Below are 14,427 nucleotides of genomic sequence, written 5' to 3' on the forward strand. Positions count from 1 at the left end.
GGGCCAGACGAGTTGACAAGTTCCCGATATCAGCTGGCCAGCTGATCGATCGGTGGGCAGCTGCAGACCAGATTTCGGTCTCCATAGACATTGTCGATCCGCGCAACCGGTGGCCAATATTTGGATGTCAGCTGTGACGTACCGGAAGGGGCAACCGCTGTCATGGCGTCATAACCGCGTTTCCATTTTCCGGCGATCGCCACTTCCGCTGTGTGCGGCGCGTTAATCAGTGGATTGTCGTCCCGGCTCCATTCACCATTTTCAATGCGCATAATCTCCTCGTGAATGGAAATCATGGCGCTGCAGAATCTATCGAGTTCAGCCATCGGTTCCGACTCAGTCGGCTCCACCATTAGCGTACCAGCCACCGGCCAGGACATTGTGGGCGCGTGAAATCCGTAGTCGATCAGGCGTTTGGCAATGTCCTCCACGCTCACCCCCGCGCTGTCCTTGTACGGGCGTGTGTCGACGATGCATTCATGGGCCACTCGACCGTTCCCGCCGCGATAGAGAATATGATAGTTTTTCTCCAACCGGGCTGCGAGATAGTTCGCCGACAGAATTGCGATTTGAGATGCGCTTTTGAGACCGTCGGCGCCCATCATGCGGATATACATCCACGAGATGGGCAGGATGGATGCGCTGCCAAATGCCGCAGCCGCAACGGCCCCGCTCTGATCCTGCAGCGGATCGCCGGGCAGGAACGGGATGAGGTGCTCTGATACGCCGATCGGTCCAATGCCAGGCCCGCCGCCGCCATGTGGGATGCAGAAGGTCTTGTGCAGATTCATGTGGCATACGTCAGCGCCGATATCGAATGGCCGGGCAAGCCCGACCATTGCATTGAGGTTTGCTCCGTCGAAATAGACCTGCCCGCCATTCTGGTGCACGATATCGCAGATGTCTTTGATCTGCTGCTCGAACACACCATGGGTCGATGGATAGGTGATCATCAGCGCTGCCAGATTCTCGCTGTTTTGTTCAGCCTTGGCCTTCAGATCGTCAAGATCGACATCGCCGGCCTCTGTACATTTGACAACGACAATACGAAGTCCCGACATGGATGCACTGGCCGGGTTGGTCCCATGTGCCGAAGACGGGATGAGACAAACGTCCCGGTGCCCATCACCGCGTGAAGCGTGGTACCGGCGTATTGCGGTCAAACCGGAAAACTCGCCCTGGCTGCCCGCGTTCGGTTGCAGACTGACGGCTGCAAATCCGGTTATCTCACACAACCATTTTTCAAGGTCGGCGATCATTCGTCGGTAGCCGGCCGTGTGTGAGGCCGGCGCGAAAGGGTGGATATTGGCAATCTTGCCCCAGCTGACCGGGAAAAGTTCGGCAGCGGCGTTGAGTTTCATTGTGCATGAACCGAGCGGGATCATTGCACGGTCGAGCGCAAGATCCTTGTCGGCAAGCGCGCGCAGGTAGCGCATCATATCCGTTTCGGATTTGATGGAGCCGAATACCTCTTGGGTAAGGAACGGCTTGTCACGCAGCTGTGCCGGCAGATGGATTTTGCCTTTGGTTTTCTTGCAGGTGATATCGAACACACCGCACAGTGCCTCAAAGTCCCTCTCGGATACCGTCTCATCGAAAGCGACACATACGGTGTTTTCGTCAACGGTTCGGATGAGGTAGCCCGCATCCCGTGCGCGCTGCTCAATCTGCCGCGCCTTGCCTTCGACACGAATGGCAAGTGTATCGAAGAACTGCTCCGAGACCAGTTCGAAACCGGCTGACTTCAGGCAGTTGGCGAAGCGGCCTGCGAACATTGCCGTTCTGCGGGCGATTGCCCGCAACCCGTCGGGCCCGTGCCAGATCGCGTAGGCGGCTGACATATTGGCAAGCAGCGCCTGGGCGGTGCAAATGTTTGAGGTCGCCTTGTCGCGCCTGATGTGCTGTTCACGGGTCTGTAGAGCCAGTCGATAGGCCGGGTTGCCATTCGCATCAACGGACTGGCCGACAAGCCGGCCCGGCATGATCCGCGTCAGGTTTTCAGCAACGCCGATATAGGCGGCATGTGGGCCGCCGAAACCCATCGGCACGCCAAAGCGCTGTGCCGATCCGACGACGATATCCGCACCCCATTCTCCCGGAGGCTGGAGGAGGGTGAGGGCCAGCGGATCGGTGACGACGATCACCAGAGCACCGGCGTCCTTTGCCTGTTTGACCATTTTCCCCGGATCTTCGAAACGGCCAAGCGTATCTGGCCAGGAAAACACCACTGCGGCGGCGTCGTCATCCGGCGCACCGTCCACCACCTTGATATCAAGCGGCGCCATTCTCGTTTCAAGAACAGTGCGGGACTGCGGGTGAATTTGATTGATTACCGAGATGGTGTGCCGTTTCATCCGATGATGGCGGTAGGCCATGCCGGCAGCTTCGGCAACCGCCGTTCCCTCATCGAGGAGCGATGCATTGGCGACGGGAAGGCCGGTCAACTCGCTGACCAGTGTCTGGAAATTGAAGAGCATTTCCAGACGCCCCTGACTGATTTCGGGCTGATAGGGTGTATAGGCCGTGTACCAGGCGGGATTTTCAAACAAGTTGCGCTGAATGACCGCCGGAACCCGGCAGCCATAATATCCCTGGCCGATGAAGGATCTTGCCTCGACGTTCAGATCGATCTTTGCACGCAACTCTGCCAGAGCGTCATACTCATCCATGGCTTCCGGAAGATCGAGTGTCCCGTCAAACCGTATTGCTTTGGGCAAAGTCTGGCTGATCAGTGTATCAAGTGACGGCACACCGACGGTAGCGAGCATTGAGCGCACATCCGCTGCCGCAGGGCCGTTGTGACGTGCGGCAAACGGCCGTATCAGCTCGTCGCTGTCTACGGTCGTCTTATGTGTATGGACTGTCATGACTTTCTCCGCTAGCCGACCATCGCCTTATATGCCGCTTCATCCATAAGGCCTTCGAGCTGAGTGGTGTCATCCAGTCGTAATTTGACCAGCCATCCATCAGCTTGAGCGGAGTCATTGATCAGTCCGGGTTCGCCTTCGAGTGCATCATTTGCGGCCGTAACCTCGCCATCAACCGGTGCATAGACGTCCGAAGCTGCTTTGACCGATTCGACAACTATTGCCGCATCGCCTTTGGACAATTTACTGCCGACTTCCGGCAATTCGACAAAGACGATGTCACCGAGTTGTTCTTGTGCATGATCGGTAATGCCGACGACCGCATCGTTGCCGTCCACGCTTATCCATTCGTGGTCTTCCGTGAAATAGACTGTAGCCATGATTAGCCTCCTCGATAGTGGTTGCGGGTGACAAGGTGAAATATTTGATCCGTGCGTGAGAGGTGTCCCCCGCGCGCGTCTGAATAAAAGCGGAAATCGGACGTGCCCGTGGTTTTGGCAAACCGGCCAGTGGCAGGTGGATGTGCACAAGCGGCAAGCCTCGCAACTCGGTATCGGCATGTTGTTTTTTTGGGATCGCAGCGGCGTGTTCGCGCCGTTGAGGAGATTTCCTCATTGGGCCAAGGAGGTCAGTGTGGGGCTTATCGCAGAAGGCAAGGGAGAAGAACCGCCGATTAGCGGCAACGTGCAATGCTTTTGGCGATAACTGTTTTGCCATCTGGCCCCCCGAACACAGTTGCGCAGGCCCGCGTGGATACACGGACTGAGCGCCCCTCTGTCTGGAGCCTGAGAGACTTGCGCAACCGGAACTCTGTCGGCGACGCTTACACCTTCGGCGCGGAACGGCCGTTCCGACTTTCCAGAGTGCCTATCGATCTACGGTCCTTTTGCCTGAGAGATTTTGGGCGTTTTCCCCTTCGGCGGCGATCGGTTTGACGTCCGATCACACTCTCCCGCAGATGACATCTGATATCCTTTCGGATACCAACAGGCGACGTCAGGTTAGTAGAAGAATCGCAATCTGTCATCTTATGTTCCAAAAATTTACCACTGCGGGTTAAACTGCTACCGAATCGACCGAAAAAGACCGGAAAGCTGGTATGTTTTCATCCCGATTGCTTCGATACGTTGTTGCCTTTTTTGCCGCATCTGGCTTTGCAACGGCTGCCCTTAGCGGCGAATCAATTCAACTGCGTCCGTACAAAGACCGACTGTTTGCTTACCCTCCCGTGATCGAAAGCAGGGACAATGGTGCGTTTTTGAAAATCGACTATCGCAAGGAGCGCGATATCGACAGGCGGGACAAGATTCCTGAGCGGCGGGTCAAGGGTAACTACGTTTCGATGAAGCCGAAACGCCAGCAGCGGGCCGTGACAATCACAGCGTCGGATATTCGCGTCGAAGCCTATGAGGTCGGGTCCGCCAAGAAGGCGAAGTTTGCCGTCATATTCATCCACGGTCGCGGTGGTGATCGACGTCTTGGCGCAAAGGACTGGACATTCGGTGGCAATTTCAACCGGCTAAAGAATCTTTCCGTGAGAAATGGCGGCGTCTATTATGCTCCCACCATACCGAGTTTTGACAAAAACGGCCTCGACCATCTCAAAACCCTGGTGACCTATATACGTCACTCGGCGCCGGGTGCGCCGGTCATCCTGGCTTGCGGATCCATGGGAAGCATCCTTTGCTGGCAGGGCAGCAATGATCCGGGGATATCTTCGCGTCTTGCCGGAATCATCATTCTTGGTGGAACCATCGACGAAAGTTTCATGCGCAGCGCCGCCTATCATGCTGGCGTTCCGGTGCTGCTTGCCCATGGAAGTGGTGACAGAGTCTATGACTGGCGCAATCAGCATGCTCTTTACCAGCGCGTGCGATACGGATCCGGTGATATTTACCCGATCCGGTTCGTGCTGTTTCAGAGCGGCAGCCACGGTACGCCGATCCGCATGGTCGACTGGCGTGACACACTCAACTGGATGCTTGCCCGGCGCAGCTAATCAAACAGTTCAGAAATAAAAAAAGCCGGGTATCAACCCGGCTTTTTCATTGTGCAGGTTCCGCATTAGACGGAGTAGTACATGTCGAACTCGACCGGATGCGGCGTGTGTTCGAAACGAATGACTTCTTCCATCTTCAGCTCGATATAGGCGTCGATCTGGTCTTCCATGAAGACGCCGCCGGCAGTCAGGAATTCACGGTCGGCATCTAGGTTCTCTACGGCTTCACGCAGTGAAGCCGATACGGTTGGGATTTCCTTCAGTTCCTGCGGCGGCAGGTCGTAAAGGTCCTTGTCCATGGCATCACCCGGGTGGATCTTGTTCTTGATGCCGTCAAGGCCGGCCATCAGCATCGCCGCGAAGGCAAGATAGGGGTTAGCCGCCGGGTCGGGGAAGCGGACTTCAACACGCTTCGATTTAGGCGAAGAGCCGTACGGAATGCGGCAGGACGCCGAACGGTTGCGTGCCGAATAGGCAAGCAGAACCGGTGCCTCATAGCCCGGGACCAGTCGCTTGTAGGAGTTGGTCGACGGGTTGGTAAGAGCGTTCAGCGCCTTGGCGTGCTTGATGACGCCGCCGATATAGTAGAGGCAGCTTTCCGAAAGACCTGCATATTCGTCACCGGCGAAGGTCGGCTTGCCGCCTTTCCAGATCGACTGGTGGACGTGCATACCCGTTCCGTTGTCACCAAAAACCGGCTTCGGCATGAATGTTGCGGTCTTGCCGTAGGCATTGGCCACCTGGTGAACCACATACTTGTAGATCTGCATCTTGTCGGCATTGCGGGTCATGGTGTCGAACATGATGCCTAGCTCGTGCTGGGCGGCACCAACCTCATGGTGGTGCTTTTCGACGGTGAGACCCATTTCCGTCATCACGGTGAGCATCTCGGAGCGCATGTCCTGCGCGCTATCGATCGGCGGAACCGGGAAGTAACCGCCTTTCGTGCGCGGACGGTGGCCGAGGTTGCCGACCTCATATTCGGAACCGCTATTGCTCGGTAGTTCAGTGCTGTCCAGCTCGAAGCCGGTATTGTAGGGATCGGTGGAAAAACGCACGTCGTCAAAGACGAAGAACTCGGCTTCCGGGCCAACATAGACAGTGTCGCCGATGCCGGAGGCCTGCAGGTAGGCTTCGGCCTTCTTGGCAGTGCCGCGCGGGTCGCGGTTATAAGGCTCGCCCGAAACCGGGTCCAGGATGTCGCACATGATTGCGAGCGTGGACTGGGCGAAGAACGGATCGTTGTGAACCGTTGCCGTATCCGGCATGAGCAGCATGTCGGATTCGTTGATCGCTTTCCAACCGGCAATCGAGGAGCCGTCGAACATGATGCCGTCGGCAAACATGTCTTCGTCGACAACGGTTGTGTCCATCGTGACATGCTGCAGCTTGCCGCGCGGATCAGTAAAACGCAGGTCAACGAACTTCACGTCGTTGTCTTTTATCTGCTTGAGAATATCAGAGGCACTGGTCATTTATTTATCCTAGTTTTCTGGGTGGTTATGCACGTGCACCGACGGATCGGTGCCGATCAGATTGCGTCCACGCCGGTTTCGCCGGTGCGGATGCGGATGACTTCTTCGACACTGGACACAAAAATCTTGCCGTCGCCGATACGTCCGGTCTGGGCTGCATTGCGAATGGCTTCGATGGCAGCTTCGACGGTATCGTCAGCCAGCACGATCTCGACTTTGACCTTGGGCAGAAAGTCAACGACATATTCCGCGCCGCGGTATAGTTCAGTATGCCCTTTCTGGCGTCCAAATCCTTTTGCTTCGGTTACGGTTATTCCCTGCAGGCCCACTTCCTGAAGAGCTTCCTTCACTTCGTCGAGCTTGAAAGGTTTTATAATTGCTTCGATCTTTTTCATCAGAGAATGTCTCGCTGCTAGATCCACGTAAGTGAATTTGTTCCGGAAAAGCGGAACATGTGTCCACCTGCACACGCAAATGCATATGCCGTGCCAATTGGGCCATTTTGCTGAAAAAAATGAATCTGACTTTGCGATGTAGACAGCACATGGCCGATTATTTCGCGTAAACCCGTGACACAAGGGCTTGCGCGTCAATGCGCCGCATGCTGCCAGCAGCAAGGTGCCTAAATTTTGACCGTTAGTGTTTGACTAAAAAAAGTGCAAATGCACAAAATATAAGCACGTATTTGTAGGTCCGGGTATTCCCGTATCGGCGATCGTTGTTATGGTCTGCCGGCACGATGAATCGCAACAGAGTTGACTGGATGGACGGCAGTGGTGGATGCGACCGCAAGACAATTGATATTAACGCCAACGGAAATGGTAGAGGTGGACAGTGCGGCAATCAGTTCCGGCATCGCCGGATATGGATTGATGATAACTGCCGGCTCCGCTGTTTCGGCCTGCGTTCTTGAGAATTATCCCCAAGCCAAAGGCGCGCTGGTTCTGTGCGGCCCGGGCAACAATGGTGGCGATGGATATGTCGCCGCGCGGTTTCTCCAGGAATCGGGCATGCCCGTCAGACTTTATTCGCTCATCGACCCGGCCGGGCTCAAGGGTGATGCTGCAAGGGCACGGGACGACTGGCACGGACCAATCCTGGATCTCACGACACTCGAATGCGCTGATGACCACGTTGTCATCGACGCACTGTTTGGGGCCGGTCTTGATCGGAACATCGAAGGCGTTGGAGCAGCCGCTATCGAAGCGGTGGTAAGTTCCGGACTGCCTGTCGTCACCGCCGATCTGCCGTCCGGCATATCGGGGCGCACGGGACAGACAGCAGGCGTTGCACTCCGGGCCGAGCACACGGTGACTTTTGCGGCATTAAAACCAGGGCACCTTTTGATGCCGGGAGCCGACCACTGTGGCGACGTGCATCTGATCGACATTGGAATTCCGTCGCGGGTAATCGACAATCATTGCGAGCGCCTGTGGCTCAACGGGCCATCGCTGTGGGCACCTGAACTTCCGGCACCGTCTCCGTCCGGCCACAAGTACAAGCGGGGTCATCTGGGCATATTCAGCGGTCCCTTCAGCCAGACGGGTGCCGCACGGCTGGCGGCGCAATCGGCGCTGCATGCGGGAGCCGGGCTCGTGACGGTGCTTTCGCCTTCTTCGGCTGTGGCCGCCAACGCCGGTCATCTGACAGCCATCATGCTGCGCAAGATCGATGACCTTACGGCGTTGGATGAACTGCTCGCCGACAAACGCTACACCGGATTTGTTCTTGGGCCCGGTTACGGTGTCGGTGACAAGGTCAGGCGGTTTGCCGAACGGATTGCGGTTTCCGGCCGTGCCCTGGTGCTGGATGCAGACGGCATATCGGCCTTTGGAGAGCAGCCTCAGGAACTCTTCGCACATTTTGCCGGCAGTAAGCCACGATTGGTGTTGACGCCGCATGACGGCGAATTTTCACGCCTTTTTCCGGATCTTCACGATGACACACAGCTTTCAAAGGTCGACCGTGCGCGGATGGCCGCTGAAAGATCGAATGCTGTTGTCCTCTACAAGGGCGCTGATACGGTGATTGCGTCACCGGACGGGCGGGCGGTCATCAATAATAACGCGCCGCCGTGGCTTGCAACGGCCGGTTCCGGAGACTGCCTTGCCGGCATTATCGGCGCGTTGCTGGTGCAGGGAATGCCACCTTTTGAAGCCGCCGCCGCTGCCGCATACATGCACGGCACCGCCGGACGACGTGCGGGGGAGGGGCTGACCGCAGACGATCTGCCCGAAAATATTCCAACTCCCGGCGAGCTGACGGGTTTGCACAGCGTGCATACGGGTAATTAGGATCATGTCTTCTGGATCAAAAGCGGTCGAAATCGGCAATCTGTTCAGTGCGTTGCCGGCAGAACAGACGAATGAGGAGATATTCGATCAACTCCTGCGCGTGCCTGGCGCCCGTATCGAACGCATCATCTCAACCGGGCAGTCCACGCCGGAAGGTGAATGGTACGATCAGGAAGACGACGAATGGGTCGTGTTGCTTGCCGGTGCTGCGCGACTACAGGTCGAAGGTGAAGCTGAGGAGAGGGAGCTTGATGTGGGAGACTGGATGCTGCTTCCGGCCCATTGTCGGCACCGGGTCACCTGGACGCAAATCGATCCGCCAACCGTCTGGTTGGCTATTCACATCGCGGTCGCATCGTAAAATCGTCTAGCCGGCCGGATCCAGCACGGTTTCCTCCCGGGCGATCGACCAGTTGATCAGTTGCCGCCAGAGGTGCTCCGCAAAATCCGCATCGAGGCCGTATTCCAGCGCATTGCTGCGGGCGTTCATCGCAACTTCTTCAACACGCCATTCGATGTTTGCCGGCAGGTCGGTCTGTTTCTTGATGGCAGCGGCTCTGTCGATAAAGCGCGAGCGCTCGGCAAACAGCGCCATGAGTTCCCGGTCGAGCCGGTCTATTTGCCCGCGCACGTCACCCATATCCGCGCATTGTTCGGGCGTTATTTTATGCATCAGTTCCACCTGAAAACCTGTAATCGCTAGTCAGCACACCGCTCTTGCAGGGCCTGAGCCGCTTGAGGCGCGCGGATTTTGCCTTCGTGAATGAAATACACATAGACCTCGCGCGGCTGAACCTCAACCCGCCTTTCCGGGTCGCCGTAGGACAGCCCTTCAGGTGCACCGCCTTCGGCCCACAGCCTGGCGCGTTTGGCCCATAGGTCGAGTTCCTCAGGCGGGTAGGCGGTCGGGATATCGTCATTTCCCTTTTGCAGGCGCGCATAGACGAAAGGCGCTGTGACATCGGCAATTTCAGGGTATTTCAGATGCTCTGCATAAACGATTGCAGCATTGTGGTTGGCTGCGAGAGCAACGAATTCCGGACAGGAAAAGCTCGGGTGCCTCACTTCAAGCGCGTGGCGAATGGCAATTCCGTCGCGTGACTGCGGAAGCATATCCAGGAACGCGCCGAAATCATCCGGGTCAAATTTCTTGGTTGGCGCGAATTGCCACAGGATGGGCCCGAGATGATCGCCAAGTTCCGTAATGCCGGAACCCAGGAACCGTTCCATCGATTCGGCACCATCGGTTAAAACGCGTCGATTGGTGACGAACCGGTTTCCCTTGACCGAGAAGACAAAACCGTCCGGGACATCGGCGGCCCATTTGGCGAATGTCGCCGGCTTTTGCGTGCCGTAATAGGTGCCGTTGATCTCGATCGTTGCCAACTGCCTGCTGGCATAGTTCAACTCGTCCTTCTGCCGCAGGCCATCCGGAAAGAAGGTTCCGCGCCAGGGCGCGAAAGTCCATCCACCAATGCCCGTTCTGATTACGCCGGAATTGGTCATTCAGACCTCCCTTTGTGTCCGGATTATTCAGCAGCCTCTACATTTTTCGAAGGCCTGCGTTCTAGGAGCTCCTTCAGGAAATGACCGGTGTAGGAGCGCTCTTCTTTAACCACTTGCTCGGGCGTGCCGGCGGCAACGATCTCGCCGCCGCCATCTCCGCCCTCCGGACCAAGGTCGATTATGTAGTCCGCGGTCTTGATGACTTCGAGATTGTGCTCGATCACCACGACGGAATTGCCCTGATTGACGATTTCGTGCAGCACATCGAGCAATTTCGCAACATCGTGAAAATGAAGACCGGTTGTCGGCTCGTCCAGAATGTAGAGCGTGCGTCCGGTTGAACGTTTGGAAAGCTCCTTGGCCAGTTTCACACGTTGAGCCTCACCGCCTGAAAGTGTTGTTGCCTGCTGGCCGACCTTGATGTAGCCGAGGCCAACCCGCCGCAAGGTTGTCAGTTTGTCGCGAACGGCCGGGACGGCGGAGAAGAATTCGCAGCCTTCCTCCACGGTCATTTCAAGCACATCTGCAATGGATTTGCCCTTGAAGGTGACTTCCAGTGTTTCGCGGTTGTAACGCTGGCCATGGCATACGTCGCAGGTCACGTAGACATCCGGCAGGAAGTGCATTTCGATTTTGATGACCCCGTCGCCCTGGCAGGCTTCACAGCGCCCGCCCTTGACGTTGAACGAGAACCGTCCGGGCTGATAGCCACGTGCCTTTGCTTCCGGAAGGCCCGAGAACCAGTCGCGGATAGGTGTGAATGCGCCGGTATAGGTCGCCGGGTTAGAGCGCGGCGTGCGGCCGATCGGCGACTGATCGATATCGATGACCTTGTCGATATTCTGCAGTCCGTCGATGCGCTCATGTGCCGCCGGATTATCCCGCGCGCCCATGACACGCCGTGCCGCCGCCTTATAGAGCGTTTCTATGAGGAAGGTGGACTTGCCGCCGCCGGAAACGCCGGTGACGGCGGTAAAAACGCCGAGCGGGATGCTTGCGGTAATATTCTTCAGATTGTTGGCGGTGGCGCCGACGATTGTTATCTGGCGCTTCTTGTCGACCTTGCGCCGTTCGTTCGGTGTTGCCACTTCCTGCACGCCAGAGAGGTATTGCCCCGTCAGCGACTGGCTGGACGCCATGATGTCCTGCGGCGTTCCCGCAGCGACAATTTCGCCGCCGTGGATTCCGGCAGCCGGTCCGATGTCGACAACATGATCGGCCGACAGGATGGCGTCCTCGTCGTGCTCCACCACGATCACCGTATTGCCGATATCGCGAAGATGCTTGAGTGTATCGAGCAGCCGTGCATTGTCCCGCTGGTGCAGGCCGATGGAGGGTTCGTCCAGAACATAAAGAACGCCCGTCAGGCCGGAACCGATCTGGGATGCCAGACGGATGCGCTGGCTTTCGCCGCCGGAAAGGGTTCCCGAGTTACGTGACAGCGTCAGGTAATCCAGCCCGACATCATTCAGGAATTTAAGCCGGTCCCTGATCTCCTTGAAAATTCTACCGGCAATTTCGTTCTGCTTGTCCGTCAGCCGCTCTGGAAGATCGGTAAACCAGGCGCCTGCCTCCCGGATGGACATCTCGGTCACGTTGCCGACATGCAGCCCGTCAATTTTAACTGCCATCGCCTCGGGTTTCAGCCGGTAGCCACCGCAGGTCGGACAATTGGCGGCGGCCATGTAACGTTCTATTTCCTCGCGCGCCCAGGATGAATCGGTTTCCTTCCAGCGGCGTTCGAGATTGGGGATAATGCCTTCGAAATTCTTCGAAGTTTTGTAGGAGCGCAGACCGTCATCATAGTGAAAATCGATCTTGTCATCCGTTCCGCGAAGGATTGCCTCCTTCGCCGCGTCCGGCAATTCGTTCCAACGGTCTCCAAGCTTGAAGTCGAAGTGGCGGCCGAGCGCTTCCAGCGTCTGCCCATAATAAGGTGAACTGGATTTGGCCCACGGCGCAATCGCCCCGTCTCTTAAGGTGCGGCCGGGTTCCGGGATAATGAGCGCCGGATCGATCTTCTTCTGGGTGCCGAGCCCGTCGCATGTGGGACAGGCGCCGAACGGATTGTTGAAGGAAAACAGCCGCGGCTCGATTTCCGGGATGGTGAAACCGGAAACAGGACAGGCGAATTTCTGTGAAAAGACCAGCCGCTCATGGGTTTCGTTCTTCGATTTGTTGGCGCTGCCGTCCGATGTCGCGTCATCGGGAAGCGGTTTGTCCGCAAGTTCCGCGACCGCAAGTCCGTCGGCCAGTGTCAGACAGGTCTCAAGACTGTCGGCCAGTCGCGTCGACAGGTCTTCCCGTACAACAACCCGGTCAACAACGACATCGATATCGTGCTTGTATTTCTTGTCGAGCGCCGGGACATCGGCAATTTCATAGTAGCTTCCGTCAACCTTGACCCGCTGGAAGCCCTTCTTCATCAGCTCGGCCAGCTCCTTGCGGTATTCGCCCTTGCGGCCGCGAACCAGCGGCGCAAGTATGTAAAGCCGTGTTCCTTCTTCGAGCGCCATGACCCGGTCGACCATCTGGCTGACCGTCTGGCTCTCGATAGGCAGTCCGGTGGCCGGTGAATAGGGGATGCCGACCCGCGCGAAAAGCAGCCTTAGATAGTCGTATATCTCGGTAACCGTGCCGACGGTCGAGCGTGGATTGCGTGACGTTGTCTTTTGCTCGATGGAAATGGCCGGTGAAAGTCCGTCGATCTGGTCGACATCCGGCTTCTGCATCATCTCCAGGAATTGCCGTGCATAGGCCGAAAGGCTTTCGACATAACGGCGCTGGCCTTCCGCATAGATCGTGTCGAAGGCAAGCGATGATTTTCCCGAGCCTGAAAGGCCGGTCATGACAATCAGTGTGTTGCGCGGCAGGTCAAGGTCAACGCCTTTGAGATTGTGCTCGCGTGCTCCGCGGATTGAAATGGTCTTCAGTTCGCTCATGGTCTCCGTCCGGAATCAAGCCGATATGTTGATCGCGCCAGGTGCGCTGTTCTGATTTCAATCCGTGGAATGAATGCGGGTGTAAATGTAGGACTTGCTCGCCCGATGTCGAGATATACACACCACATTGCCACCCGTTCATGACCCAAGCTGAATCATTTGACAAGGCACAATAGTAGAACTAGAACATAATGTGAACAAAAAAGCTCCTGTGGATAGTTGATTGTGAGCGGACACAGACCTGCCAGATGGTCTATGGTCGCCCGAAAATAAGGGGCATGCGCTTTGCGGCAATAAAATCCGTGCCCGCATATGTGAGGACCAGGTTATGGCAGGCAGTGTCAATAAAGTAATATTGGTGGGAAATTTGGGCGCGGATCCGGAAATCCGTCGCACACAGGATGGCCGACCGATTGCCAATCTCCGTTTGGCGACGTCGGAAAACTGGCGTGACCGCAATACCGGAGAACGCCGCGAAAAAACCGAGTGGCACCGCGTGGTCATCTTCAACGAAGGTCTCTGCAAGATCGCCGAGCAATATCTGCGCAAGGGCTCAAAAGTCTATATTGAAGGGCAGTTGCAGACCCGCAAATGGCAGGACCAGAGCGGTCAGGACCGCTATTCCACGGAAGTCGTTCTGCAGGGGTTCAATTCCGCGCTCACCATGCTCGATGGCCGTGGTGAGGGTGCTCCCGGCGGTGGCGGTGGAGGCGGCGGTGGTTTCAGCGACAGCCCGCGTGATCTCGGCGGTCCTCAGGAGCCGTCACAGGAAGGTGGTTTCTCACGGGACATGGACGACGAAATACCGTTCTGATCCCTCTTCCTTCCGCCAGCCGGTTTCGAATGCCTCGCATTCATGTGATTTCACCGGATGCCGCTAGCGTGCATTTATAGGCATCTGATGTCTGGGAGGAGTTCATGGCGGATTCAAAATTCGGAACAATGAGCCGCGGACTGGTTTATGCAGCCGCGGCTCTGTCGTCTCTATGGTTGGTATTGCCATCCGGGGCAGGTGAAGTCGAAGTTGTCGCCGTTGATGCGGTCCAGCAATCGAATGGGCAATGGCGTTTTTCCGTTACGTTGCGCCATGATGACGAGGGCTGGGACCACTATGCCAACCGCTGGGACGTGGTTGGACCCGACGGTACGGTTTATGGCGAACGGGTCCTTGCCCACCCCCATGAAAACGAGCAGCCCTTTACCCGCAGTCTCTCGGGCGTAACCATTCCTGGTGAGGTGACCAGTGTCGTGATACGCGGAAATGACAGTGTGCACGGTCTTGGGGGCAAGGAACTGACCGTAGATCTGGAATAGCTGGAGCCCGGTCCTTCTCCCGGTTTTAAA

General features: G+C 56.9%; 12 protein-coding genes and 1 riboswitch. Of the genes, 5 read left to right on the forward strand and 7 right to left on the reverse strand.

The genetic code is table 11. The annotated features are described in order from the left end of the window. Window positions 1-29: 29 nt before the first annotated feature. Both gcvP and gcvH read right to left on the reverse strand, forming a co-directional pair. On the reverse strand, window positions 30-2,867 hold the full coding sequence (gcvP, locus tag ABVT35_RS09910; protein WP_368466170.1) for an aminomethyl-transferring glycine dehydrogenase: 2,838 nt from the start codon (window positions 2,865-2,867) through the stop codon (window positions 30-32). An 11-nt stretch (window positions 2,868-2,878) separates the two neighbouring features. Beyond that, the gene (gene gcvH, locus ABVT35_RS09915; RefSeq protein WP_368466172.1) at window positions 2,879-3,247 is read right to left on the reverse strand and encodes a glycine cleavage system protein GcvH; all 369 of its coding nucleotides are present in this window, start codon (window positions 3,245-3,247) and stop codon (window positions 2,879-2,881) included. 488 nt (window positions 3,248-3,735) lie between these two features. Beyond that, window positions 3,736-3,832: riboswitch (glycine riboswitch) on the reverse strand. 134 nt (window positions 3,833-3,966) lie between these two features. On the opposite strand from gcvH, the gene ABVT35_RS09920 reads away from it, so the two are divergent. Continuing rightward, complete coding sequence (locus tag ABVT35_RS09920) at window positions 3,967-4,866, forward strand: alpha/beta hydrolase (protein ID WP_368466173.1); 900 nt, start codon at window positions 3,967-3,969, stop codon at window positions 4,864-4,866. A gap of 65 nt (window positions 4,867-4,931) precedes the next feature. Here ABVT35_RS09920 and glnA read toward each other — a convergent pair whose 3' ends face one another. Further along, entirely contained in the window at window positions 4,932-6,341 is a 1,410-nt protein-coding gene (glnA, locus tag ABVT35_RS09925; RefSeq protein WP_368466175.1) for a type I glutamate--ammonia ligase, read from the reverse strand. 56 nt (window positions 6,342-6,397) lie between these two features. After that, the gene (locus tag ABVT35_RS09930; protein WP_368466176.1) at window positions 6,398-6,736 is read right to left on the reverse strand and encodes a P-II family nitrogen regulator; all 339 of its coding nucleotides are present in this window, start codon (window positions 6,734-6,736) and stop codon (window positions 6,398-6,400) included. A 381-nt stretch (window positions 6,737-7,117) separates the two neighbouring features. Between ABVT35_RS09930 and ABVT35_RS09935 the strand changes: the two genes are divergently transcribed. Continuing rightward, window positions 7,118-8,635, forward strand: a complete 1,518-nt coding sequence (locus tag ABVT35_RS09935; protein ID WP_368466307.1) for an NAD(P)H-hydrate dehydratase — start codon at window positions 7,118-7,120, stop codon at window positions 8,633-8,635. 4 nt (window positions 8,636-8,639) lie between these two features. Beyond that, window positions 8,640-8,996 carry a cupin domain-containing protein gene (locus tag ABVT35_RS09940; protein WP_368466178.1) on the forward strand — a complete coding sequence of 119 codons (357 nt, stop codon included), beginning with the start codon at window positions 8,640-8,642 and terminating at the stop codon, window positions 8,994-8,996. Between the two features lie 6 nt (window positions 8,997-9,002). On the opposite strand, the gene ABVT35_RS09945 is transcribed toward ABVT35_RS09940, so the two are convergent. Genes ABVT35_RS09945 through uvrA form a run of 3 tightly spaced genes read right to left on the reverse strand, consistent with a single transcriptional unit; the run spans window position 9,003 to window position 13,083 of the window. Further along, window positions 9,003-9,308 (reverse strand): chorismate mutase, encoded by a 306-nt coding sequence (locus tag ABVT35_RS09945; protein WP_368466179.1) that lies wholly within the window; start codon window positions 9,306-9,308, stop codon window positions 9,003-9,005. 26 nt (window positions 9,309-9,334) lie between these two features. Then, on the reverse strand, window positions 9,335-10,141 hold the full coding sequence (locus ABVT35_RS09950; RefSeq protein ID WP_368466180.1) for a DUF72 domain-containing protein: 807 nt from the start codon (window positions 10,139-10,141) through the stop codon (window positions 9,335-9,337). 23 nt (window positions 10,142-10,164) lie between these two features. Beyond that, window positions 10,165-13,083, reverse strand: a complete 2,919-nt coding sequence (gene uvrA, locus ABVT35_RS09955; RefSeq protein ID WP_368466181.1) for an excinuclease ABC subunit UvrA — start codon at window positions 13,081-13,083, stop codon at window positions 10,165-10,167. 328 nt (window positions 13,084-13,411) lie between these two features. On the opposite strand from uvrA, the gene ABVT35_RS09960 reads away from it, so the two are divergent. Further along, complete coding sequence (locus ABVT35_RS09960; protein ID WP_368466182.1) at window positions 13,412-13,897, forward strand: single-stranded DNA-binding protein; 486 nt, start codon at window positions 13,412-13,414, stop codon at window positions 13,895-13,897. A gap of 104 nt (window positions 13,898-14,001) precedes the next feature. Beyond that, complete coding sequence (locus ABVT35_RS09965; protein WP_368466183.1) at window positions 14,002-14,397, forward strand: hypothetical protein; 396 nt, start codon at window positions 14,002-14,004, stop codon at window positions 14,395-14,397. Window positions 14,398-14,427: the final 30 nt, after the last annotated feature.

Origin of the sequence: Hoeflea sp. TYP-13, from assembly GCF_040932035.1 — a bacterium.
Taxonomy (GTDB): domain Bacteria; phylum Pseudomonadota; class Alphaproteobacteria; order Rhizobiales; family Rhizobiaceae; genus Hoeflea_A.